This is a genomic window from Kribbella sp. NPDC051620 (assembly GCF_044453825.1).
Taxonomy (GTDB): domain Bacteria; phylum Actinomycetota; class Actinomycetes; order Propionibacteriales; family Kribbellaceae; genus Kribbella.
Map to the genome: position 1 here is coordinate 1 of NZ_JBITDB010000002.1, position 22,835 is coordinate 22,835.

At 68.7% G+C, this 22,835-nt stretch carries 18 protein-coding genes; 13 read left to right on the forward strand and 5 right to left on the reverse strand.

Features of this window, described 5'->3' with window-relative positions; all coding sequences use genetic code 11:
* Positions 1-768: 768 nt before the first annotated feature.
* The 3 genes from ACIA12_RS07290 to ACIA12_RS07300 form a co-directional block, all read right to left on the reverse strand.
* Positions 769-1,920 carry an IS30 family transposase gene (locus ACIA12_RS07290; RefSeq protein ID WP_396366039.1) on the reverse strand — a complete coding sequence of 384 codons (1,152 nt, stop codon included), beginning with the start codon at positions 1,918-1,920 and terminating at the stop codon, positions 769-771.
* Between the two features lie 633 nt (positions 1,921-2,553).
* The gene (locus ACIA12_RS07295) at positions 2,554-3,777 is read right to left on the reverse strand and encodes an epoxide hydrolase family protein (protein WP_396366040.1); all 1,224 of its coding nucleotides are present in this window, start codon (positions 3,775-3,777) and stop codon (positions 2,554-2,556) included.
* On the reverse strand, positions 3,774-4,214 hold the full coding sequence (locus tag ACIA12_RS07300; RefSeq protein ID WP_396366041.1) for a MarR family transcriptional regulator: 441 nt from the start codon (positions 4,212-4,214) through the stop codon (positions 3,774-3,776). Before ACIA12_RS07300 ends, ACIA12_RS07295 begins: the two co-directional genes overlap by 4 nt.
* A gap of 95 nt (positions 4,215-4,309) precedes the next feature.
* On the opposite strand from ACIA12_RS07300, the gene ACIA12_RS07305 reads away from it, so the two are divergent.
* From ACIA12_RS07305 to ACIA12_RS07335, 7 genes are all read left to right on the forward strand, one after another.
* Positions 4,310-5,245 (forward strand): phosphotransferase, encoded by a 936-nt coding sequence (locus tag ACIA12_RS07305; protein WP_396366042.1) that lies wholly within the window; start codon positions 4,310-4,312, stop codon positions 5,243-5,245.
* Between the two features lie 45 nt (positions 5,246-5,290).
* Positions 5,291-6,031: a phosphotransferase family protein gene (locus tag ACIA12_RS07310; RefSeq protein WP_396366043.1), complete on the forward strand. Its 741-nt coding sequence runs from the start codon at positions 5,291-5,293 to the stop codon at positions 6,029-6,031.
* Positions 6,032-6,082: 51 nt separating this feature from the next.
* Entirely contained in the window at positions 6,083-6,748 is a 666-nt protein-coding gene (locus tag ACIA12_RS07315) for a Type 1 glutamine amidotransferase-like domain-containing protein (protein WP_396366044.1), read from the forward strand.
* Between the two features lie 42 nt (positions 6,749-6,790).
* Entirely contained in the window at positions 6,791-7,660 is an 870-nt protein-coding gene (locus tag ACIA12_RS07320; protein WP_396366045.1) for a helix-turn-helix domain-containing protein, read from the forward strand.
* Between the two features lie 66 nt (positions 7,661-7,726).
* Entirely contained in the window at positions 7,727-8,068 is a 342-nt protein-coding gene (locus ACIA12_RS07325) for a YciI family protein (protein ID WP_396366046.1), read from the forward strand.
* A gap of 29 nt (positions 8,069-8,097) precedes the next feature.
* Positions 8,098-9,402, forward strand: a complete 1,305-nt coding sequence (locus ACIA12_RS07330; protein WP_396366047.1) for an RNA polymerase sigma factor — start codon at positions 8,098-8,100, stop codon at positions 9,400-9,402.
* Positions 9,403-9,465: 63 nt separating this feature from the next.
* A complete protein-coding gene (locus ACIA12_RS07335) occupies positions 9,466-10,050 on the forward strand; it encodes a maleylpyruvate isomerase family mycothiol-dependent enzyme (protein WP_396366048.1) in 585 nt (194 codons plus the stop codon).
* A gap of 16 nt (positions 10,051-10,066) precedes the next feature.
* On the opposite strand, the gene ACIA12_RS07340 is transcribed toward ACIA12_RS07335, so the two are convergent.
* The gene (locus tag ACIA12_RS07340; RefSeq protein ID WP_396366049.1) at positions 10,067-10,960 is read right to left on the reverse strand and encodes a hypothetical protein; all 894 of its coding nucleotides are present in this window, start codon (positions 10,958-10,960) and stop codon (positions 10,067-10,069) included.
* Positions 10,961-11,154: 194 nt separating this feature from the next.
* Between ACIA12_RS07340 and ACIA12_RS07345 the strand changes: the two genes are divergently transcribed.
* From ACIA12_RS07345 to ACIA12_RS07370, 6 genes are all read left to right on the forward strand, one after another.
* Positions 11,155-11,808 carry a papain-like cysteine protease family protein gene (locus tag ACIA12_RS07345; RefSeq protein ID WP_396366050.1) on the forward strand — a complete coding sequence of 218 codons (654 nt, stop codon included), beginning with the start codon at positions 11,155-11,157 and terminating at the stop codon, positions 11,806-11,808.
* 3 nt (positions 11,809-11,811) lie between these two features.
* Entirely contained in the window at positions 11,812-12,570 is a 759-nt protein-coding gene (locus ACIA12_RS07350; RefSeq protein ID WP_396366051.1) for a hypothetical protein, read from the forward strand.
* Positions 12,571-12,689: 119 nt separating this feature from the next.
* Positions 12,690-13,109, forward strand: coding sequence for a VOC family protein (locus ACIA12_RS07355; RefSeq protein WP_396366052.1), 420 nt, complete (start codon positions 12,690-12,692; stop codon positions 13,107-13,109).
* Between the two features lie 338 nt (positions 13,110-13,447).
* Positions 13,448-15,577, forward strand: a complete 2,130-nt coding sequence (locus tag ACIA12_RS07360; RefSeq protein ID WP_396366053.1) for a DEAD/DEAH box helicase — start codon at positions 13,448-13,450, stop codon at positions 15,575-15,577.
* A 105-nt stretch (positions 15,578-15,682) separates the two neighbouring features.
* Positions 15,683-19,612: a molybdopterin-dependent oxidoreductase gene (locus tag ACIA12_RS07365; protein ID WP_396366054.1), complete on the forward strand. Its 3,930-nt coding sequence runs from the start codon at positions 15,683-15,685 to the stop codon at positions 19,610-19,612.
* 32 nt (positions 19,613-19,644) lie between these two features.
* Positions 19,645-20,001 carry a YciI family protein gene (locus tag ACIA12_RS07370; protein ID WP_396366055.1) on the forward strand — a complete coding sequence of 119 codons (357 nt, stop codon included), beginning with the start codon at positions 19,645-19,647 and terminating at the stop codon, positions 19,999-20,001.
* Between the two features lie 21 nt (positions 20,002-20,022).
* Here the strand turns inward: ACIA12_RS07370 and ACIA12_RS07375 are convergent, their stop codons facing one another.
* Entirely contained in the window at positions 20,023-22,758 is a 2,736-nt protein-coding gene (locus ACIA12_RS07375) for an ATP-binding protein (RefSeq protein ID WP_396366056.1), read from the reverse strand.
* Between the last annotated feature and the right edge of the window lie 77 nt (positions 22,759-22,835).

Consider the following 22,835-nt stretch of genomic DNA (forward strand, 5'->3'; position numbering starts at 1 on the left):
CCCCCCCCCCCCCCCCCCCCCCCCCCCCCCCCCCCCCCCCCCCCCCCCCCCCCCCCCCCCCCCCCCCCCCCCCCCCCCCCCCCCCCCCCCCCCCCACGACCAGGGAAGGACGCAGCTGTCCCGGAGCCGCTGGGAAGTACGGCAACGATCGACAGGTTCACCGCCAACGCCTGGCGCTCTCGCATGGCGGGAGTCGCCGGACTCGTCTTGGGGGGCCGGCGGAACCCGACTTGCGGGAGCCGGCGGATCCGACTTGCCGGAGCCTGCGCCAGGGCGGACCGTCTGGCGGTCCGGAGGACGACCCCAAATGCATCGCCCGGACCGCCCTGCACGCACAACCCCCGCGAACCACCCCGACACGCCGCAGGTAACCGCATACCCGGCAAGTTAGGCATGCACCGACGACCACCCGCACCCCCGCTCGCCTCCTCGACACCGGACGACAAGACCGCGACCATCCTTCCGGTCCACGCGACAGCACCATCTCCCGCCCGGGCACCTGTCGCACAGCGACCAACAGCCCCTGCCGGGTCGCTACCACACACCAACCCCTCCAAACCACCCCGACACACCGAGGCAAACGCTCCCCCACCGGGTCGGCGTGCGGCAGCCAACCCGAACCGGACCGCCAGCCCATCAATCACCCCCACCCACCCGCCCCCGGCAGCCTCGGCAACCGGTGCGCCGAGGGCGATTGATGTACTGGAGGTCCGGACCAGTTGCCTAGGGCACCTTGTGCTCCACCTGAGCATTCCCCGGCCGGTGAATTCAACTGGTGAGTGCAATGCCGGTTGTATCGGTCGGGTTTGAGAGTAGTTGGTCGAGGCGTTCGGCGGGGGTTTGGTATTCGTGGCGTTTGCGGGGGCGGTTGTTGAGTTGGGCTGCGACGTAGTCGAGGTAGTCGGGGTGGTAGCCGGACAGGTCGGTGGCTTTGGGGAAGTACTGGCGCAGGAGCCCGTTGGTGTTTTCGTTGGTACCGCGTTGCCAGGGTGAGTGGGGATCGCAGAAGTAGATGTCCAGGCCGGTCGCGGCGGCGATCTGGGCGTGGTTGGCCATCTCGATGCCGCGGTCCCAGGTCAGGGTCCGCAGCAAGATCTCCGGCAGCTGCGCCATCTTGTGGATCATCGCTTCCTGCACCGCGATAGCGCCGTGATCGTGGGGCAGGTGCAAGAGGATGACGAATCCGGTGGTGCGCTCGACGAGGGTCCCGATCGCGGACTTGTTCTGGGTGCCACAGATCAGGTCGCCTTCCCAGTGGCCGGGCACGGCCCGGTCCTCGACGTCGGCGGGCCGCTCGCTGATCGACACGATCCCGGTGATCCGGGTCTGGGCCCGGCGCTCGTCAGCGCGCCGGTGGGGTTTGCGGATCGCCCGGCCGGTCCGCAGGCACATGGTCAGTTCACGTTTCAGCGCACCGCGGCCCTGCACATACAGCGATTGGTAGATCGTCTCGTGGCTCACACGCATCTCCGGATCGTCAGGAAAGTCCAGCACCAGCCGGCCGGCGATCTGCTGCGGACTGTCCTTGAGTTTCAGCCGCGCCTGGACCTCGTCACGCAGCAGCTGGTTCGCAGCCAGTTTCGCGGTCTTCGGGCGTCGCGCCAGCCTCTCAGCGCGCCGAATCGCCGCACTGGGCGAGTACTTCGTCTCGCCCGGCCGCCCGATCCAGACATGTCCGGGCCGAAACGCAGCCCGGTACCGAGCGTTGTGCCGGCTGCCCTTGTTGCGGTCCAGTTCCCGTTTCACACTCGATGCCGCGAACCCGATCCGCCGACCGATCTCATTGATCGAGACCTTCTCCGCCACACCCCGCGCGATCTCTTCACGATCCTCGATCGTCAACCGGCGCCCGGTCGAACGCGCCGGCACAACCGGCGGACACAACACCACACCAGGAGACACCCCACCAGTCTCAGCCATCCACCGCCGCCCGGTACTCCCCGCCACCCCCACAGCCACCCCAGCACGAGCAGGCGGCCAGCCAGCCCGGACCAAAACCCAGAACTCCCGACGAACCACACCCAGACGCACCCACCAAAACCACCCCAAACTCCAAGGCATTGCACTCACCCCTTGAACCCAGGGCCACGGATCCACTCACGTCGAGCACAAAGTCGTCCAAGAGCCGGCCACCAGGGTCGTCGCAGCCCGCTGCGGCTCAGCTGAGGTTGGCGGAGGTTAGCGGGCACTGGCGGCGCCAGCGGGCGCTGGCGGGCGCTGGCGGGCGCTGGCGGGCGCTGGCGCGTTGAGTCTGGCCGTGGTGTCAACGCATCGCGTCAGCGGCACCAAAGGCAGTCACCGTCCGTCGCACCCGCACCCGTACCAGAGGCCCCGGCCGCGGCCGCGGGGTCGTCGGATGGGCCGGGCGGTGGATCAGGGTCGGTGGGGGCGGGGCGGATCAGCGGCACTACGAGCGGGATGGCCAGGGGGCGGCGCGGCGCGGTGGGTCAGCGGCACAACGAGCGGGAGGGCCAGGGCGGCCCGGGCGGAGTGGATCGGGGCGGTACGGGCGGGATGGTCAAGAGCGGTCGGGTGGGTTGGTCGAGCGGTGGATCAGGGGCGGTAAGGGCGGAAGGTGTTGCGGAGGTCGGTGGTCCATTGGGTGGGGAGTTCCCAGGGGATGAAGTGGCCGCCGGTGGGGTGGGCGGTGAGGTTGACGTGGTTGTACCAAGGGGCTCGGTCGCTGTCGAGGAAGTGCTGGACGCGGCGGTCGGTGGTGATGCCGGGTGGGTTCTCGTGGGCGACGAAGGTGATGCCGGTGGGGGCCTCGATCGCGGGGTGGCGGTCGTGGGAGGGCGTCCAGGGGTAGCGGTTGTTGTTGGAGTAGGTGCGGATCGACGTGCCGATCGCGTTGTTGACCCAGAAGATCATCGCGTGGGTGAGCAGGTCGTCCTTGGAGAAGACCGTCTCCAGGTCGCCGCCGTTGTCGCTCCAGCTCCGCCAGCGCTGGAGGATCCAGGCGAGCATGCCCGTGGGCGAGTCGGACAGGCCGTACGAGAGGGTGCTCGGGTCGAGGACGTGCACGGCGAGATGGGTGGCGAAGCGCTTCTCCAGCTCGACGATGCGTGCGTGGACGGCGGGCGGCAGGCCTTCGGGGATGGGGTGGCCGCCGCTCAGGTCCCAGCCGCGGTCGCCGCTGAACAGGTCGAGCTTCTGGCCTGAGCCGATGTGGATCGCGTAGAGCTCATCGGCGTACTTGTGACCGAGCTGCCCGGTCACCATCGCGCCGACATCGCAGCCGGCCGCGGCGTACTTCGCGTAGCCGAGCGTCTGAGTCATCAGCTCGTGCCAGAGGTCGGCGACCTTCCAGTAGTTCATGTCCGGGTTGTCCGGCAACGGCGTGGAGAACCCGAAGCCGGGGAACGACGGCACGATCACGTCGAACGCGTCGGCCGGATCGCCGCCGAACGACGCCGGGTCGGCCAGCGGGTCGATCACCTTCGACCAGTGCCAGAAGGTCCACGGCCAGCCGTGCGTGAGGATCAGCGGAACCGGATTCGGCCCCACGCCAGGTTTGCGCAGGAAGTGCACCGGTACGCCATCGACCTCGACGCGGTAGTGCTCGTACGCGTTGATCGCCGCTTCGGCCTTCCGCCAGTCGTACTCGGTGCGCCAGTACTCGACCAGCTCCTCCAAGTAGTCGCGCCGCACCCCGTAGTACCAGTCCTCGTTGCCGACATCCTGCGGCCACCGGGTCAGGGCCAGTCGCTGGCGAAGATCGTCCAGTACTTCGTCCGAGACGTGGATCTGCGTTGCTTCCAACGGAAAGTCGCTCATTCCTCACCCGATGCTCGATGGAGCTCGACCAGGCGCGTCAGCGCGGGCAGCGCGGCCTGGATCCTGGATCGTTCCGCGGGCGTGAGCCGCTCGGCGAGCTCGGTCAACCGCACCATCCGCTCCTCCTGCCGCCCGCGCACGACCGCCGCTCCCGCCGCGGTGAGGTGCACGAGCACCGCCCGCCCGTCCGACGGATCCGCACGCCGCTCGACCAGCCCTTCCCGCTCCAGCCTGGTGACGATCTGCGTAACCGCCGGCTGTGTGACCTGCTCACTGGCGGTCAACTCGCCCAGCCGCTGAGGCCCGACGGTCGCCAACGTGTGCAGCACGGACAGAGTGGTGAAGCTCAACCGCTGGGTGGCAGGCAACCGGATGTTCATCCGGGTGAACTCCCCCATCACCTCAACCAACTCACTGATGCTCAGCTCCCGGCTCACCCGGCCAACTATATAAGCAACTTAGATAAATAGCTCATCTAATTTCCCGCACCGCCCGTACTAAGCTTCGCTGGATGTTTCCAACGGGACTTTCGATGTTGTGGGAATCGGCCGAGCCGCGGGCGGCGCTGCGGGAGCGGTTCGGGCTGGCCGGCTTTGAGGATGCGGCGAGTTGGCTCTCCAAGGTGCTTGCCGAGAGTTGGGGGCTCGAGGTGGAGGCCTGCCAACGGATTCTGATCAGCGACCAGAACGCGATCGCCTGGGTCAGTACGGACCATGGTGCGTTGGTGGTGAAGTGGTCCCGGGCGCAGGAGCTGTTCGAGAAGTTCACCGCGATCGCGAACTTGCTGGACAAACTGCACCAGCAAGGCGTGCCTGTGGCGGCTCCGGTTGCGGGCATCGATCGGCGGTACCGAGTGATCGTTCACTCGGGATCGTTGCCGCTGTCGATGACGGTGCAACCGCAGGTCGTCGGTGACCTGCTGGAGATCAGCGACGAGCCCGCGGTCCGCAACGCCGGCGCTTGCCTGGCCGAACTGCACAGCGCCTTGGCCAAGTACGAGGACAGCTCGCTGCGCGCGAAGGCGCAGGACTTGGATCTGCACCGGCGCATCGAGAGCTGGCTGGAGCATCAGGACGGCGGGCTGGCGCCGGCCGCATCGGAGGAATTGCGCGCCCAGTTGGTGTCGCTGGCGCCGATCGACGCCGAGCCGCAGCTGATCCACAACGACTATCGGGCCGCCAACATCCTGATGGCCGAGTCGGAGGTTGTCGCGGTCATCGACTTCGACGAGGTCGCCTGGGACTACCGCGTCCGCGACCTGGCGAACTCGTTCGTGGTGCTCGGCACCCACTTCACCAAGTGGCAGCCGACGCCCGCGACGGTCCGCAAGGCCTTCCTCGACGGGTATGAATCGGTCCGGCCGCTCAGCGACCTCGAACACCAGTGGCTGAGAACTCTGACGTTGTGGCGCGCCATCACGGCCATCCCCGCCGGAGACGACCCGGCCAACTGGGCGGCTGCCCTCTAGGAAATTCCGGTGACGTCGCTGAGCGTGTCCACGAGAATGGCCAGCGTGAACGAGGTCGAGGTCGTCGTTGCCCACAGCGAGCGCGTGACGCTGCGGGTCGGAGACGTGTTCCTGAAGATCGACTCGAATCAGACGAACCTCGATGTCGAGGTCGAGGCGGTCACGCTGGCGCCGGTACCGACCCCGCAGATCCTCTGGCACAAGCCGCCCGTACTCGCGATCGCCGCCGTACCCGGGAAGGCGCTCGGCGTACTCGGTGAACCGTCGGCCGCCTCACCGGCAGCCTGGGCCGCAGCCGGCGCCGCCATCCGGCAGCTGCACGAAGCTCCGCTGCCGCCATGGCCGAGCAAGAAGAGCCCTGACGGGATCGCGGCAGACCTCGAGAAGGAGTGCGACTGGCTCATCACCAGCGGCGTCCTTCCCGCCGACCTGGTCATCCGCAACCGCGAGGTCGCCCAGGCCGTGTTCCGGCCGTGGACGCCGGCCTTCGTCCACGGCGACCTGCAGATCACCCATGTCTTCGTCGACGGCGACAAGGTCACCGGCATCATCGACTGGTCCGAGGCGAGCCAGGGCGACGCGATGTTCGACCTGGCCAGCTTGACGCTCGGTCACGAGGAGCGCCTCGACCAGGTACTCGCCGGCTACGGGACCGACGTCGACCTCGAGGCGATTCGGGCGTGGTGGTCGCTGCGAAGCCTGCTGGCTTCCCGCTGGCTGATCGAGCACGGCTTCGACCCGAACACACCGGGCTGCGAGTTCGACGTACTCAGAGCCCGGATGTAGCGCCGACCACTAGGCTCTACGATTCCACCCCATTCAACGACGGGAGGTCTTGTGAAGCTCCTGCTCACATCCGGCGGCATCACGAACGAGAGCATCCGCGCTGCGCTGGTCGAGCTGCTGGGCAAACCGATCTCCGAGTGCCGTGCGCTCTGCATCCCCACCGCGCAGTGGGGCCACCCGATGCTCGGACCCGCCTCGGTGCGCAACTTCGTCGCCGGCGTGCCTCCGTGGCACTCGATGACCAGCCTGGACTGGGCATCCTTGGGCGTCCTCGAACTCACCGCGCTGCCCAGCATCGGCGAGGAGCGGTGGGTGCCGTGGGTCCGGGAGGCCGACGTGCTGCTGGTGGACGGCGGCGAAGCGACGTACCTGTACCACTGGATGCGACAGTCAGGGCTGGCGGACGTCATCTCGTCGCTCCCCGAGACGGTCTGGGTGGGACTCAGCGCCGGCAGCATGGTGATGACACCGCGGATCGGGCCTGACTTCGTCAAGTGGCCGTCCGCGCCGGACGACCGCACGCTCGGGGTCGTCGATTTCGCGATCTACCCCCATCTTGACCACCCGGACATGCCGGGCAACACGATGGCTGACGCGGAGGACTGGGCCGCCGGCATCGCGGTCCCGGCCTACGCCATCGACGACCAGACCGCCATCAAGGTGACCGGCGGCACCGTCGAGGTCATCTCCGAGGGGCACTGGAAAGCCTTCCCCTGAAACGCCCCGAACACCTGTTCGAAAATGATGTAGAGTGGAGGCATGGCTGGGCGGAGTGAGGCGGGGCCCACCGCGTTGCGAATCATGCTGGGAGCGCATCTGCGGCGGTTGCGCGAGCGTGCCGGAGTGACGCGGCCGGAGGCCGGCTGGGCGATCCGGGCGTCGGAGTCGAAGATCAGCCGGATGGAGCTCGGGCGGGTCGGGTTCAAGGTGCGCGACATCGAGGATCTCCTCACCCTGTACTCCGTGAGCGAGCCCGGCGAGCGGGAGCGGCTGGTCCAGCTCGCCCGGGATGCGAACAACCGCGGCTGGTGGCAGCGGTACCACGATGTCACCCCGGACTGGTTCGACGCATACCTCGGGCTCGAGGCGGCCGCGGACCTCATCCGGACATACGAGGTGCAGTTCGTGCCGGGCCTGCTGCAGACCCCGGAGTACACGCGGGCTGTCGCGGCACTCACGTCCGGGACTGCGCGATCGATCGAGGAGCTCGACCGGGTCGTCGCCCTGCGCAAGACCCGCCAAGCGGTGCTCGACCGCGATCCCCCACTGCGTCTGTGGGCAGTGATCGAGGAGTCCGTACTACGACGCCCGATCGGCGGGCCGGCCGTCCTGCGGGAGCAACTGGCCGCGCTGATCGAGGCCATCCACCGGCCGAACGTTACCGTGCAGGTCATCCCACTCGGCAGCCCCGGGCACGCGGCGACCGCCGGTGCGTTCAGCGTGCTGCGCTTCCCCGAGGCGGACCTGCCCGACGTCGTCTACCTGGAGCATCTGACCAGCGCGCTCTATCTCGACAAACGCGACGACCTCGACGCCTACACCCAAGTCCTCGACAGCCTCACCGTCTCCGCTCCCCCACCTCAGGAGGCAGAGCAACAGATCGCGGCAATCCTCGCCGAACTCGGTTAGATTTCCAGGAAGCTGGATGTCCGTCTGCGCCGTTGCCGTTCGTCGGTCGGGTATGAGGAGGATCGTGTGAAGTACCTACTGATGATCTGCGGCGACGAAACTGCCGCCGAGCACGCCAACGACGGCTGTGGTGGCTGGTCCGAGGAGATGGAACGCCGAGGGGTCGTCCGCGGTGGCGCCGGGCTCGCCCCGGCCACCGACGCCACGACCGTGCGGGTGCGCAACGCCGAGGTGCTGCTCACCGACGGCCCGTTCGCCGAGACCAAGGAAGTGGTCGGCGGCTTCGTCCTGATCGAGTGCGCCGACCTCGACGAGGCCATCGAGATCGCCGCCCAGCACCCAGCGGCCGGCTACGGCACCATCGAGATCCGCCCGGTCCTGGACGGAACCACGCCCACCATCCAGTGACCCCACAACACCGCAAGCCGGTCGACCGAATGCCCGGGACCGGCGACCTGGTCGGCTGCAGCGACGAGCTGGTCGGCGGAGGTGGCGAGCCGGCCGATGGCGTCGAGGCGGTTGTTGCGCGGGTTTTTCGGGAGGAGTGGGGGCAGGTTGTTGCGACGTTGATTCGGGTTACCGGCGACTGGGAGCTTGCGGAGGAGTGTGCGCAGGAGGCATTCGCGGCGGCGCTGGAGCGATGGCCGCGGGATGGGGTTCCGCGGAAGCCGGGGGCCTGGCTGACTACGACGGCCCGTCATCGGGCTGTCGATCGGATCCGCCGGGAGGCGGTGGGGGCTGCCAAGTTGCGGGAGGTGGCCGTCATGGCCGAGGACGTGGTGCCGGCGCCTTTCGAGGAGCAGGACGATGTTGTGCCGGATGATCTGCTGCGGCTGATGTTCACCTGTTGCCATCCGGCGTTGGGGCTGGAGGCACGGGTGGCGCTGACGCTTCGGACGCTGGCGGGGCTCAGTACAGCCGAGATCGCGCGGGCGTTCCTCGTGCCTGAGCAGACCATGCAGAAGCGGATCGGGCGGGCCAAGCAGAAGATCAAGAACGCGGCGATCCCCTACCGCGTACCGCCGGCGCAGTTGCTCCCCGACCGCACGCCCGCAGTGCTCGCCGTGCTCTACCTACTCTTCAACGAGGGCTACACCGCCAGTACCGGCGCAGACCTCGTACGCCGAAATCTCACCGCCGAAGCAATCCGCCTGACCCAAGTGCTCGCCAGCCTGATGCCCGACGAACCCGAAGTCAGCGGGATGCTCGCGCTGATGCTCCTCCACGACGCCCGAAAGGCCGGCCGGCAAGACGGCTCCGGACAACTGATCCCCTTGGAAGAGCAGGACCGGGGCCGCTGGGACGCCGAGCTGATCTCCCTGGGCACCGAGATCCTGGAGCGGGCCCTCCGTCGACGCGAGCCAGGTCCGTACCAGATCCAGGCCGCCATCGCCGCCTGCCACGCGACCGCGCACACCGCGGACGACACCGACTGGCCGCAGATCGCCGGCCTGTATGCGCAGCTGGCCGGCTTCTCCCCCACGCCAGTGGCCAGACTCAACCAGGCGGTCGCGATCGGTATGGCCGAAGGCCCCGAAGCCGGGCTGCTCCTCGTCGACGAGTTGGTTGCCTCAGGCACCCTGTCGGACTACCACCTGCTCCAGGCCACCCGAGCGGATCTACTGCGCCGGGCCGGCCGTCTCGACGAGGCCGCCACCGCCTACCGCGAAGCCCTCACCAAGGCGACCACCGAAGCCGAGCGATCCTTCCTGCGCAGAAGAATCGAAGAGACAGCCCTCTGACCTGTCCGTCCGAGCCCGTCCCGTTCGTCGGTGAAGTGACCGACGGACGAGAGGACGCGACGAATGACCGACATCAGGCAACTCATCGCCGCAGAACGCCACGAGCTGGCCACCCTGCTCAAGGAACTGCCCACCGACCAATGGGACGCTCCCAGTCTCTGTGCAGGCTGGCGAACCCGCGAAGTCGTCGCCCACCTGACGATGCCCTACCGCTACTCGACGTCCCGCTTCCTGTTCGAGCTGGCCAAATCGGGCGGCAGGTTCAACCCGATGTCCGACCGCCTCGCCCGCCGCGACGCCGCCGAACTCAGCACGGCCGAACTCACCGACTGCCTGGCGGCCAACGTCGACCACCCCTGGAAGCCACCGGGCGGTGGGTTCGAGGGAGCGCTCTCTCACGACGTGATCCACGGCCTCGACATCACCGTTGCCCTAGGCATCGACCGTACGGTCCCACCCGAACGGATGCGCGTCGTCCTGGCCGGTCTGTCTCCCAAACACCTCAAGTACTTCGGCGTGGACCTCACCGGCATCCAACTCAAAGCCACCGACCTCGACTGGACCTACGGCACCGGCAAACCCTTCGAAGCCCCCGCCCAGCACCTCCTCCTCAAAATCTGCGGCCGAGAGCTCGAACCAAGCGGCTAGCCCGCTCAGGTGACGATCAGTCCCACTCCCAGTCGATCCCGACCACACCCCGATCAGCAGCCGGTACGACGACGTGCACCCGGCCGTCCGGGGCCATCATCAACTCCCGGCGGAGCACGTCGGGGCCACCCGAGTGATGGCGACGGAACTCGGTGACCCGCACCGGCATCGCCGACCGATGGAACTGGATCTCCAGCACGTGATGCGTACCGGCCCATTCGTGGAACCGGAAGTACTGCGTCGACGGGATCCCGTTCTGGTCCGCGATCTCGTAGTGCACGACAGCCGTGTCCCCCACGAGCAACGTCCGATCCAGCAGCAACTCACCAAGCACGGCGCCGTCCTCCGGATCGCGAGCCACTCGCCCGGTACGGCAGCCCGCCAGCCCGCGCGGCACGATCTCGCGCGCGTCGCAGCCCGGTTCGCCCTGGTGAACGACGATCAGCCGATCCACGTCCCTGACCGCGACCAGCGCCTGGATCACCCGCTTCGAGACCATGCTCCGGTCCGCGCCCATCTCGATCTCCTCGACGACAGTGAGGCTGCGCAGCCGGCCATGGGCATCGCGGCGTACTTCGTCCAGCAGCCGGATGAGCGTCGACCCGTTCGCCACCACGGCGTACGGGCGGCTGGGGGCCTCGATGGCGGGCACCCGGACGGCGAGCCAGCCGGCCGGCAGGTCGAGCAGCTCCTCGAGCGCCGTGACGACGGCGAGCGAACCGGACCGTGGATGGCGGCTGCCGCTCTGCCAGGTGCTGAGGGTGGCGACTCCGACGTGCAGTCCACGATCGGCGAGCCTGGCCTGGATCCGGTTCAGGGCCAGGCCACGGTTCGCGATCGCTGCCCGGAGCGCATCGGCGAACGGCGCCTCCGGGCCGACGTCGGGGATGTGGGTCCGCGCTTGCGTCATCGTCCACTCCCTTGCCGAGGCCGGGTCGGCGTCAGTGTAAACGTTCACAACCCTGCCGGGCAGTTACCGGTCCCCTGCCGTTCACCCGGTGTCTGCCGTTCACACCGCCGTGCGAGGCCCGCGTTGGCGCTTGTCCGGACGTGATCGGGTGATCACGATGAGTGCCCTCACCGCCCCAGTGAAGGAGGCCCCCTATGAGGAGGGTCAGCACACCCCGTCCGAGGTCGTGGCTCGCGGCAACGATCGTCGGCCTGGCGGCCCTGTTGCCGCTCGCCCCCGCCGCGTCCGCCGCCCCTGACACCGCCGCCCCCGACACCACCGCCTCTGGCACCGTCGCGCCGGTCGCCCCCGCCGCCTCGACGGTGCTGGCCAGCCGGTACCTGAACGTCACCGGCCAGGCCCAGCAGAAGTCCAACTGGTGCTGGGCCGCCACCGGCAACAGCATCGCGGCGTACTACGGCCGCAGCTACTCGCAGAACCAGTTCTGCAACATGGCCTTCGGCTACAACCAGAACGGCACCTGCCCGAACGACCAGGCCACCCTGGCCAACGACCAGCGCGCGTTCCGCACGATCGGGATCAGCCAGGGCAGCTACATCAGCGGCACCCTGAGCTTCGCCACCCTGCAGACCGAGATCAACGCCAACCGCCCGGTGATGACCCGGATCGGCTGGAAGACCGGCGGCGGTCACATGATGGACATCATCGGTTACGACTCCTCCGACTCCACGATCGAGTACTACAACCCGTGGGGCAGCGATCCCCGGTACAACTACTCCACCTACAACTGGTACCTGAACAACTCCCAGTTCCAGTGGACGCACTCGCTCTACCGGATCGGAGCCTGAGCCATGATGCCTGTGAAGAAGCTCGTACTACGGACAGCGGCCGGCCTCGTCGGCACCCTCCTCGCCTTCTCCTTCGCCACCACCGCCTCGGCCGGCGGTCCCGGCCCCGACCTCGCCGCGGCCGCCGCTGCCGCGCACTCGACGGAAGCCACCAAACTGCTGGGCAAAGCCGCCCAGCGACCCGGCTCCGCCGCTGCCAAGTCGACCGCGAAGCTGGCCATCCAGCAGGACGTCATCCCGGTCTACGCGTTGAGCGCCGACTTCGTCCGCACCGGCGCCGGTGACGTCGGCACGCTCTGGTACATCGCCACGCCGGCCACCAAGGGCACCGACAAGCTCACCGTCTTCACCGCCCCTGACCAGGCCGGCGCCTGGCACCCGGTGAACGTCGCCACCGGCAACACCGAGGCGACGATGGCCGCGGCCGCCCGAGGCGCCAAGCTACTCATCGAGCCGCAACTCGGCGCCTGGTACGCCGTCAACGGCACCACCCTGCGAGCCCTCAACCCCGAGGCCACCAAGGCGATTGGGAGCGCACCCATCGCGCTGTCGGCGTACCGGCAGCAGGTCAGCAACCGCTACCAGGACAAGCAAGCCGGCAGCACCTACGCCAAAAACGGCACCGCCGGTGGGTACGACGTAGCCGCACAGCAGACCCAGAAGGACACCCCCGGCGCCTGGCTGATCCTGGCCGCCGGTACCGCAGTGGCGCTCGCCCTCGGCGCGGTCACCCTGATCACCCGCCGCAGGCGCACCGCCTAAGCCCGACTCGCTTGTGTCCGGGACTCCTGCCCCCGGACACAAGCGAGTCGTTTGGGATCGCGAGGTTATGGTTAGTAGCATTAACCTGGTTAATGCTACTAACCTTGAGGAGCCCCACGATGACCGCCTTCCGGTTTCACCACATCAGCATTTCGGTTGCCGACCTGAGCAAGCAGGAGACCTGGTACCGCGACGCGCTCGGGCTCACGACAGTGGACGAGCGGCTGGAACTGCCGGAGGCGGGGGTGCGGACGGCGGTACTGAGTGATGGCGCCGGCCTCCGGGTGGAGTTCACCGAGCGGGCAGGGTCCGAGGCCGTCGTCCACGCCGATCCGTTCGCCGCGACAGCCAGCCAGACCTTCGCTCACCTCGCGCTGCAGGTGGCCGACCTCGACGCGGCCTTCGAGCGGTTGACCGGAGAACACGGCGCCGGCGCCGTCTCCTCTCCCGCGGCCGGGGTCACGGCCGGGATGAGGTACGCGTATGTGCACGATCCCGAGGGCAATCTGCTCGAATTGATCGAGACTTCTGCCTCCTGAAATATCCAGGCGACCTGTCTGCGGCTAAGCTTGGCTCAGCACCGAACGTCGGCGGCGCTTGTGGCGACGCCGATCATCTCGTGACAGCTGCGTTCGCTGACTGGGACCGACCATCGACGGCCGGTTCCACTCGGTGGCCAGCTCCGCCGGAATCCGACAGCTCGACCGCCCGACGACCGGGCGGTGGGGTGGGGAAGGTACTCAGCAGCGGCGCGCCCGGGCCGCCTCGGCGATCAGCCGGCCCGGAGCACTGGCTGCGACGTCGGCTCGGCCTGCGAGGGCGTGCGGTGCGACGTACCGCCACGGCGAACGCCGGGGCAGTTCAGAGGAGGAATCGTTTGGCCCGACGAGGCCAGCGCCAGCCCGGCGCTCGGCGTACTGCTGCTGCCCCCCGCCGACGGCGTCCCGCCCGCGACGCCGAGGGCCTGATCCCGGTGCTCGCCCGCGCCGTCCGTGAGATCGAGGCGGCCGTCGAGCGATCCAACGTCCAGCCGTCGGTCCGGACCAAGTTCCAGGTCGTGGCGCTGCTGGTGCGCGAGGAACGCGCCCGGGTGAACGGCGACGCGAAGGCGACCGAGGCCTACCGCGCCACCCAGTTGCGCCGCCTCGACGGTCTCGCGACGATCCTCGCCAAGAGCGCCGCGCTCGAGCCGTCGTTGCTCGCGCTGCTGGCCGAGGACGCGGTCATCTCCGAGGCCGCCGCCGCGCTCAAGCGCGAGATGATGCTCGCGGCCGGCGAGGAGCCACCGGAGCCGGTCGAGCCCACTGTCATCGAGCCGCAGGCAGCCGCTGCTCCCCCGCCACGTCAGGTGGTGCCGCAGTCGGTCGTCTCCCGCCAGCTCGCCAACCCCTTCCTCGCGCCCGACTTCAGTGCGGCCGCGGCCATCCCGAAGCCTCAGGCGCGACGCCTGTCGGGCTGGGAGCTGATCAACCCGCTCCTCAAGTCGTTCGAGTACGCCGCCGCCTCGGCGAGCAAGACATTGCCCGAGCCGGCCTCTCTGCACCTCCCGGGTGGCCAGGAGTTGATGCCTCACCAGGCACAACTGGTGGCCGCCGCGGCAGCGGGTCATCGCACCTTCCTGCTTGCCGACGAGCCCGGTCTGGGCAAGACGGCCCAGGCACTGCTGGCTGCTCAGGCGGCCAACGCCTACCCGTTGCTGGTCGTAGTACCGAGCGTCGTGAAGACGAACTGGGCGCGCGAGGCCGGGATCTGGACGCCGAAGCGGGTCGCCACCGTGATCCAGGGCGACGGTGACACGATCGACGGGTTCGCCGACATCGTGATCGTCAACTACGAGGTGCTCGACCGGCACGTCGGCTGGCTCGGCGATCTCGGCATGCGCGGCATGGTGGTCGACGAGGCGCACTTCATCAAGAACAAGAAGTCCCAGCGATCCCGCAACGTGCTGCAGCTGGCCGAGCGGATCCAGTCCCGGACCGTCCGCCCGCTGCTGATGGCCCTCACCGGTACGCCGCTGATCAACGACATCGACGACTTCCGGGCCATCTGGCAGTACCTGGGCTGGATCGACGACAAGGCGCCGAAGGCCGAGCTGATGGCCAAGCTCGACGACACCGATCTGACGCCGGCCGACCCCGGCTTCTACGCGGCGGCCCGGTCCTGCGTGATCGACATGGGCATCGTCCGTCGCCGCAAGGTCGACGTCGCGGCCGACATCCCGGCCCGCCGGATCGCCGACCTGCCGGTCGAGCTCGACGGCGCCGCCGGCCGCTCCATCCGGGCCGCCGAGCGCGAGCTCGCCGAGCGCCTGGTCGCACGGTACGAGACCGCCCTGCAGACCCGCACGTCCGGCGTCACCGTCGAGGGCATCGACCACGACCTGGTCCGCGCGGTGGCCGGCTGGGAACGAACCGAGCAGGCGAAGGCCAAGAACGGCGACAACATCTTCAGCCTGGTCCGCCGGATCGGCGAGGCGAAGGCCGGCCTGGCCGCCGACTACGCGGCCCAGCTCGCGCACAACGTCGGCAAGGTGGTGTTCTTCGCTCGGCACATCGAGGTGATGGACACCGCCGAGGCGCTGTTCGCCGAGCGTGGCATCCGGTACGCCTCGATCCGCGGCGACCAGACCCCGAAGAAGCGGCAGGCCAACATCGACGCCTTCGTGAACGACCCCGAGGTCGAGATCGCGGTCTGCTCGCTGCTGACCGCAGGCGTCGGCCTGAACCTCCAGGTCTCCTCCAACGTCGTCCTGGCCGAACTGTCCTGGACCAACGCCGAGCAGACCCAGGCGATCGACCGGGTCCACCGGATCGGCCAGGAAGAGCCCGTCACGGCCTGGCGGATCATCGCCGCCCAGACCATCGACACCCGGATCGCCGACCTGATCGACGCCAAGGCCGGCCTGGCCGCCCGAGCCCTCGACGGCTCCGACGAAGAGGTCACCTCGTCGGCCGACCTCCAACTCGAGGCCCTGGTCACCCTCCTGACCAACGCCCTGGAGTCCTGACCGACGGGGACCTCACTGGTGCTCTCAGGTGGTGCGAGGGGTTCGTAACAACTGGGGACCGTCGGCGTCACGGAGGTGTAACCGCGTCCACATAGCTTCGGCTGGGTGGGCGAACAGGTGCGTACCGTGTGCACGTACTGCGGCGTCGGCTGCGGTGTGCTGCTGGACATCGCGCCGGGCGTCGGCGGTGCCAGGCCCGTGGTCAAGGCGTCAGGTGACAAAGATCACCCGGCAAACGCAGGGCGATTGTGTACGAAGGGTGCCACCAGCGGCGAGCTGTTCTCCGCTCCGGGGCGGCTGGATCGGGCGCTCGTCCGCTCCGAGCGTGGCGCGGAGCCGGTTGCGCGGCCGGTCGACGAAGTGATCGCCGAGACCGGCCGGCGGTTGCGGGCGATCGTCGATGAGCACGGACCGGACGCGGTGGCTCTGTACGTCTCGGGCCAGATGACGCTCGAGGCGCAGTACCTGGCGAACAAGCTCGCCAAGGGGTTCATCCGGACCAACCAGATCGAGTCGAACTCGCGGCTCTGCATGGCCAGCGCGGGCACCGGCTACAAACTGTCGCTCGGCTCGGACGGCCCGCCCGGGTCGTACGAGGACTTCGACCACGCCGACGTGTTCTTCGTCAGCGGCGCCAACATGGCCGACTGCCACCCGATCCTGTACCTGCGGATGATGGACCGGGTCCGGGCCGGCGCGAAGCTGATCGTCGTCGATCCGCGGCGCACCACGACCGCCGACAAGGCCGATCTGTTCCTGCAGATCAAGCCCGGTACCGACCTTGCCCTGCTCAACGGCCTGCTGCATCTCCTGGTCGAGGGCGGCTACGTCGATGAGCAGTTCATCGCCGAGTCCACCGAGGGCTGGGAGGACATGCCGGCGTTCCTCGCCGACTACCCGCCGGCCGTCGTCGCTGGGATCACCGGTCTGCCGGAGGAGTCGTTGCGGCAGGCGGCCGAGTGGATCGGCGCATCGGGCAACTGGATGAGCTGCTGGACGATGGGCCTCAACCAGAGCACGCACGGCACCTGGAACACCAACGCACTCATCAACCTGCATCTCGCCACCGGCGCGATCTGCCGCCCGGGCAGCGGACCGTTCTCCCTGACCGGGCAGCCCAACGCGATGGGCGGGCGCGAGATGGGCTACATGGGCCCGGGCCTTCCCGGGCAGCGGTCGGTACTCGTGCCGGAGGACCGCGCGTTCATCGAGAACCTATGGCAACTGCCGCCGGACACGCTGCGCACCGAGGTCGGGCGCGGCACGGTCGAGATGTTCTCGCAGCTCGCCGAGGGCAAGATCAAGGCCTGCTGGATCATCTGCACGAATCCGGTCGCGTCGGTCTCCAACCGCAAGACCGTGCTGGCCGGGCTGGAGGCGGCCGAACTGGTGATCACCCAGGACGTCTTCACCGACACCGAGACGAACGCGTACGCCGATGTTGTGCTGCCCGCGACGATGTGGGCGGAGTCCGAAGGCATCATGATCAACTCCGAGCGGAACCTCACGCTGGTACCGGCCGCCGTACCGCCGCCGGGCGAGGCGATGCCGGACTGGCAGCTGATCGCGCGGATCGCTTGTGCGATGGGCTACTCGGAAGCCTTCACGTATGCCAGTGCCGAGGAGGTGTTCGAAGAGATCCGGCAGTGCTGGAACCCTCAGACCGGGTACGACCTGCGCGGTGTCAGCTACGCACGGTTGCGGTCGGAGCCGGTCCAATGGCCGGCGGCTCCGGACGGACCGTCCCGCAACCCGGTCCGCTATGTTGCCGACGGCAAGCTTCGGTTCGCGACTGCCAGCGGCCGCGCTGTCTTCTATCCGCGGCCGCATGTGCCGGCGGCCGAGATGCCGGATGACGACTATCCGTTCCTGCTGAACACCGGCCGGGTCCAGCACCAGTGGCACACGCTGACCAAGACCGGAACCGTGGCCAAGCTCAACAAGCTCGCGCCTGGTCCGTTCGTCGAGATCCATCCGGCCGACGCCGCCAGACTGATGGTTGCCGAAGGCGACGAACTGGAGGTCGCGTCACGTCGGGGACGGGCGGTGATGCCGGCGGTGATCACGGATCGGGTGCGGGAAGGAAACCTCTTCGCTCCGTTTCACTGGAACGACCTGTACGGCGAGTACCTGGCGATCAATGCGGTCACCAACGATGCTGTCGATCCGCTGTCGTTCCAGCCCGAGTTCAAGGTGTGCGCGGTCACGGTGACCGTGGTGAGCAAGCAGCCGGAACCCTCGGACGTCTTCGGGTTGCCTGCTACGCGACCCGAGCTGACCGATGACGAGAAGCGTTATCTTGCCGGGTTTCTCCAAGGGGTGGGAGCGCGCTCTCTCGACGGAGCGGTTCCAGTGCTGCCCGCAGGCGCGCCGTTCGCCGCGGATCGCGCGCTGTGGGTCAACGGCGTACTGGCGGGGATGTTCTCGCGTCTCCCGGCCGTTCCCGCTCCGGCTCCGACCGGCCGCCCGTTGTATGTCCTGTGGGCATCGCAGACCGGTACTGCGGAGGAGTTCGCCGTCGACACCACGACGCCGAGACTCGTCGCCGCCGGGCTTGCCCCGGTCGCGCACTGCATGGCTGATCTCTCCCTCGACGCGATCCCGCGCGAGGCCGACCTCGTCCTCATCACGAGCACCTTCGGCGACGGTGATGCGCCGGACAACGGCACGACGTTCTGGGATTCGTTGGAGAGCGCTCCCCCGGGCTCGCTCGCCGGCATCCGGTACGCCGTCCTCGCGTTCGGCGACTCGAGCTACGACAACTTCTGCGGCCACGGCCGGCGCCTCGACACGCGTCTTGCCGAGTTGGGCGCGGTACAGCTGCTGCCGAGGGTCGACTGCGAGGGTGACGACTCCGGCAGCGCCTGGCTCGAACAGCTTGTCGACGAGCTGAAGCCGGCCCCGGTCGCAAGTGCTGCATCACGCCGCAAGCCCGCGCAACTCGCCCGCTTGGTGGAGAACCGGTTGCTCAGCCGGCCGGGCGCTGGCAAGGAGGTCCGGCAGTTCACCTTCGACACGACAGGGACCGGCCTGACCTATCAGGTCGGCGATTCGCTCAGTGTCATGCCGCGCAACTGCCCCGACCTGGTCAAGGAATGGCTGACGACCACCGGGATCGACCCCGCGACGGAGGTGGAGCTCGGCGGTACCGCAGTACCGGTTGCGACCGCGCTGCGCGATCATCTCGACATCACCCGCATCACGCCGGACCTGCTGCGTTTCGTCGCTGACCAGACCGGCGATGTCGAGCTCAAGACGCTGCTCCGGGCCGACAACAAGGGCGAGCTCGCCAAGTGGTTGTGGGGTCAGCAGGCGGTCGATCTTGTCTCCTGCTACAGCATTGCGTTCACCGCACAGGGATTGGCCGACCTGCTGCCGAAGCTCAAGCCCCGGCAGTACTCGATCTCGTCCAGCCCGCTGACCAGCCCGGACCGCATCAGCCTGACCGTGTCCGTCATCCGGTACGCCGGTCCGCTGGGTGTCGGTCGCAAGGGCGTGTGCTCGACCTACCTCGCCGACGCCCCGCTGGACCACCCGGTCGCGGTGACCGTCCAGCCCGCGCCGCATTTCCAGCCGCCGGCCGATCCCGGCGTACCGATGGTGATGATCGGACCCGGAACCGGCGTCGCGCCGTTCCTCGGGTTCCTGGACGAGCGGCGCGCGCGTGGGGATCGTGCACCCAACTGGCTGTTCTTCGGTGAGCAGCACGAGGCCACCGACTTCTACTACCAGGAAGAGCTGACCGCGTTGCAGCGCGACGGTGTACTGACGTCGATCGATCTCGCGTTCTCACGTGATCAGCGCAACAAGATCTATGTCCAGGACCGGATGCGCGAGCACGGCGCCAAGCTCTGGGCCTGGCTCGAAGACGGCGCCCACGTCTACGTCTGCGGCGACGCGACCCGAATGGCCAAGGACGTCGACCAAAGCCTCCGCGACATCATCACCCACCACGGCCACCTCAGCCCCGACGAGGCCGACGCGTACGTGAAGAGCCTGGCCTCGACGAAACGCTACGTACGAGACATCTACTAGTACCTCAGCGCGTCGACCCGTACCGTCAGCACGTGCAGTTCGACCGCTACACCGTCATCCTGCTGACGTTGCGTCCCGCCGCCCCCGTGATGACGGACGAGGAAGCCACCGACCTCCAGAACCGGCACCTGGCCCACGGCGCCGGCCTCCGCGACCGCGGCCTGATCCTGGTCCGCGGCCCCTTGACCGACCAGGACGACGAGCGCTACCGCGGCTTCTCGATCTGGTCCGTCGACCAGGAAACTGCCCGCCACCACGCCGAAGCCGACCCCGCCGTCCAAGCCGGCCGCCTCGCCGTCGAGGTGATGACCTGGATGATGCCGGCCGGCAACCTCCTCTTCGCCGACGTGCCTTCGCCCAGGTCGATCACCGAGGCCGCAGCCGACTGACGCCCGTGCAACGCAGTGCGGTCAAGGGCGAAGCTGGCGGCGGGAGGTGATTCCCAGTTTTTGGAAGACCTTGCGGAGGTGCCAGTCGACGGTGTGTTGGCTGAGGAAGAGCTGGGCGCCGATCTCGGCGTTGGTGAGGCCGGTGCCGGCGAGTTCGGCGATGTGGGCTTCTTGGGGCGTGAGGGTGTCGGTGACGCGGCTGGTGCGGGTGCCGACTGTTTCGCCGGTGGCGGCGAGCTCGCGGCCGGCGCGGTCTGCGAAGGCGTCGGCTCCGGCGGTGGAGAACAGCTTGTACGCCGTCCGCAGTTCGACCCTCGCGTCTTGGCGCCGGCTCTGCCCGCCCAGCCACTCGCCGTAGAGGAGGTGTGCCCGGGCGAGGTCCATCCGCATCCGTGATCGCCCGAGACGCTCGATGGCTTCCTGGTACGCCGACTCCGCCGCCGCTCGCGCACTGGTCAACAGAGCCGCCGATCGCGCGAGCACGCCAAGACCCCAGTCGGTACCGCAGGCCTGCGTCATCTCCCTCAGCCGGTCGAAACCGTCGGCGGCCAGCTCCGGGCGGCCACTGCGCACCGCCGACTCGATCAGCTCCGGCAGCGCCCAGCTGAAGACGCCGAGCTCAGGCGGAAAACCGGTCGCCGCCTGAGCCGCCACCAGCGCTTCCTCATGCCTGGCAAGACCGTTCAGGAGTAGAGCGTTCGCGAAGTGAGCAGTCGTGATCCCGCCCCCTTCACCTCGCGCCGTCGCCTCTTCCCGGCAGGCGGCGATCACCGGCCCGGCCTCCTCCGGCCGCCCCCGCCACGCGGCCAGACAGAGCGCGCCGTACGACGTCAGTCCGACCCCGGTCGCGTCGTTGACCGTCTTGACCTCCGCAACCAGGGACTCGGCCGTCGAGATCTCCGCCGCGAACAGATTCAGCAACACCCGGTGGCTCAACACCAGCGGAAGTTGGTTGAGGTCCCCGAGCTCGCGGGCGATCCGCACATGCCGCGCCGTCAGCACCTGCCATCCGTCGTCGTCCCACAGATTGACGGCCAGCAGCGATGCCAGCCACAACCACCGCAGATCATCGTGGTCCGGCGCCCCGGCATCCACGGAGAACGCCTCGATCGCCTTCCGAGCCGGCGCGACCGCGGCCGGATACCCATCGGTGAACAGCGTCGCGGCGCCTTCCAGCACCAGATCCCGCTTGCGAGTCACCTCCGGCTTCGGAAGCGCCAGGGCCGCTCGCGCGGTCTCGGCCAGCCCGATCTCGCCGGCCAGCCGCCCGGCGAACTGCGCGGCCGTCATCGCGTCGAGGCAGGTGTCCCGGGCAAGGTCGAGATCGAGCGGTTCCAGCTGGTGAGCCACGTCGAGCAGCAGCGGCGCCGCCGTCAAGCCGTGCCCGGCCGCGAAGGCCAACTGCGCGCGCACCAGGCCGACCCGCGCCGAGTGCAGAGCGTTCAGCGGTACCTGACCAGCGATCGCCAGGAGCCGAGAAGCGTTCTCGAAAGCGCCCGCCCGCATCGTGACCATGGCCGCGCTCAGCGCCCGGACAGCGCGCTGGGCCGGGTCCGGAGTGAGCTCCGTCGCCCGCTGCAAGAATGCCGCCTCGGCCGCGACCCCACCACGCCGCTGCGCCCGGCTCGCCGAGCTCATCAGCTCGGCCGCGACAGCCTCATCCGGCCCGTCCGCCCCGCTCGCCTGATGCCACGCCCGGCGATCCGGATCGAGCTCGGGATCGATCACCCCCGCCAGCGCTTGATGAGCGCGCCGTCGATCCACCGGATCCGCCGACCGGTACGCCGCCGAGCGCACCAACGGATGCCGGAACCGGACCCGCGCCCCGAGCTCCACCAAGCCGGCCGCCTCGGCGGGCGCCGCCGCGCTGATCGGCACGTCCTGCGCCGCCAACGCGAGCATCAGCAGCGGTACGTCGCCAACCGGCTCGGCGGCAGCCGTCAACAGCAACTGCTGGGTGTCCGCCGGCAACGCCTGCACCCGGCGAGCGAAGTTCTGCTCGATCTGACTCGCCATCGGCCGCGCGTCCGGACGCTCGAACCCACCCGCCAGCTCCCCCGCCGTCAACCCTCGTGGCAGTTCGAGCAGCGCCAGCGGATTGCCCCTGGTCTCCGCCACGATCCGGTCCCGGACGCGTTCGTCCAGCCGGCCGGGGACGACCGCATCAAGCAGCGCCCCGGCATGCGCGTGGGCCAGGCCGCCGACCACCAACGAGTCGAACCCATGCCACTCCGGCGCGGTCACGGGTTCACGGACTGCGAACACCAGGCCGATGTGGTCAGCGAACAGCCGCCGTGCGACGAAGGTCAGCGTCTGGGCCGACGCCTGGTCCAGCCACTGCGCGTCGTCGATCACACACACCAACGGCCGTCCGTCGGCGGCCGCCGACAACAGACTCAGCGCCGCCGCGCCGATCAGGAACCGATCCGGCGGATCACCGAACTCCAGCCCGAAGGCGACCGCCAACGCGTCCCGCTGGGGAGGCGGCAGCCGATCGCCGAGACGCCACATGGGAGCGAACAGTTGGTGCAGGCCGGCGAACGGAAGTTCCATCTCTGACTCGACCCCGGCTGCCCGGGCGATCTGGCACTCGTCGCTCCGACCGACCAGGTACTCGAGCAGAGCCGACTTACCGATCCCCGCCTCGCCACGGACGATCAGCACCTGACCGTCCCCGGAGCGCACGCCGGACACCAACTGGTCCAGCCGAGCACACTCCGTACGCCGCCCGCGAAGGCCGGACCCACCAACCGCCATGGCTCCACCACCCCTCACCAGAGGCTAAATCGCCACGCCTGCTCCGCGATAGCGCTATCTCGCGCACGCGATGTCAC

What these genes read in the sequence shown, in the direction of transcription:
- ACIA12_RS07340 (WP_396366049.1), bottom strand. Translation starts at nt 10,960, where the DNA reads ATGACGCAAGCGCGGACCCACATCCCCGACGTCGGCCCGGAGGCGCCG.
- ACIA12_RS07290 (WP_396366039.1), bottom strand. Translation starts at nt 1,920, where the DNA reads ATGGCTGAGACTGGTGGGGTGTCTCCTGGTGTGGTGTTGTGTCCGCCG.
- ACIA12_RS07335 (WP_396366048.1), top strand. Translation starts at nt 9,466, where the DNA reads ATGACCGACATCAGGCAACTCATCGCCGCAGAACGCCACGAGCTGGCC.
- ACIA12_RS07345 (WP_396366050.1), top strand. Translation starts at nt 11,155, where the DNA reads ATGAGGAGGGTCAGCACACCCCGTCCGAGGTCGTGGCTCGCGGCAACG.
- ACIA12_RS07375 (WP_396366056.1), bottom strand. Translation starts at nt 22,758, where the DNA reads ATGGCGGTTGGTGGGTCCGGCCTTCGCGGGCGGCGTACGGAGTGTGCT.
- ACIA12_RS07330 (WP_396366047.1), top strand. Translation starts at nt 8,098, where the DNA reads ATGCCCGGGACCGGCGACCTGGTCGGCTGCAGCGACGAGCTGGTCGGC.
- ACIA12_RS07355 (WP_396366052.1), top strand. Translation starts at nt 12,690, where the DNA reads ATGACCGCCTTCCGGTTTCACCACATCAGCATTTCGGTTGCCGACCTG.
- ACIA12_RS07350 (WP_396366051.1), top strand. Translation starts at nt 11,812, where the DNA reads ATGATGCCTGTGAAGAAGCTCGTACTACGGACAGCGGCCGGCCTCGTC.
- ACIA12_RS07295 (WP_396366040.1), bottom strand. Translation starts at nt 3,777, where the DNA reads ATGAGCGACTTTCCGTTGGAAGCAACGCAGATCCACGTCTCGGACGAA.
- ACIA12_RS07305 (WP_396366042.1), top strand. Translation starts at nt 4,310, where the DNA reads ATGTTGTGGGAATCGGCCGAGCCGCGGGCGGCGCTGCGGGAGCGGTTC.
- ACIA12_RS07320 (WP_396366045.1), top strand. Translation starts at nt 6,791, where the DNA reads ATGGCTGGGCGGAGTGAGGCGGGGCCCACCGCGTTGCGAATCATGCTG.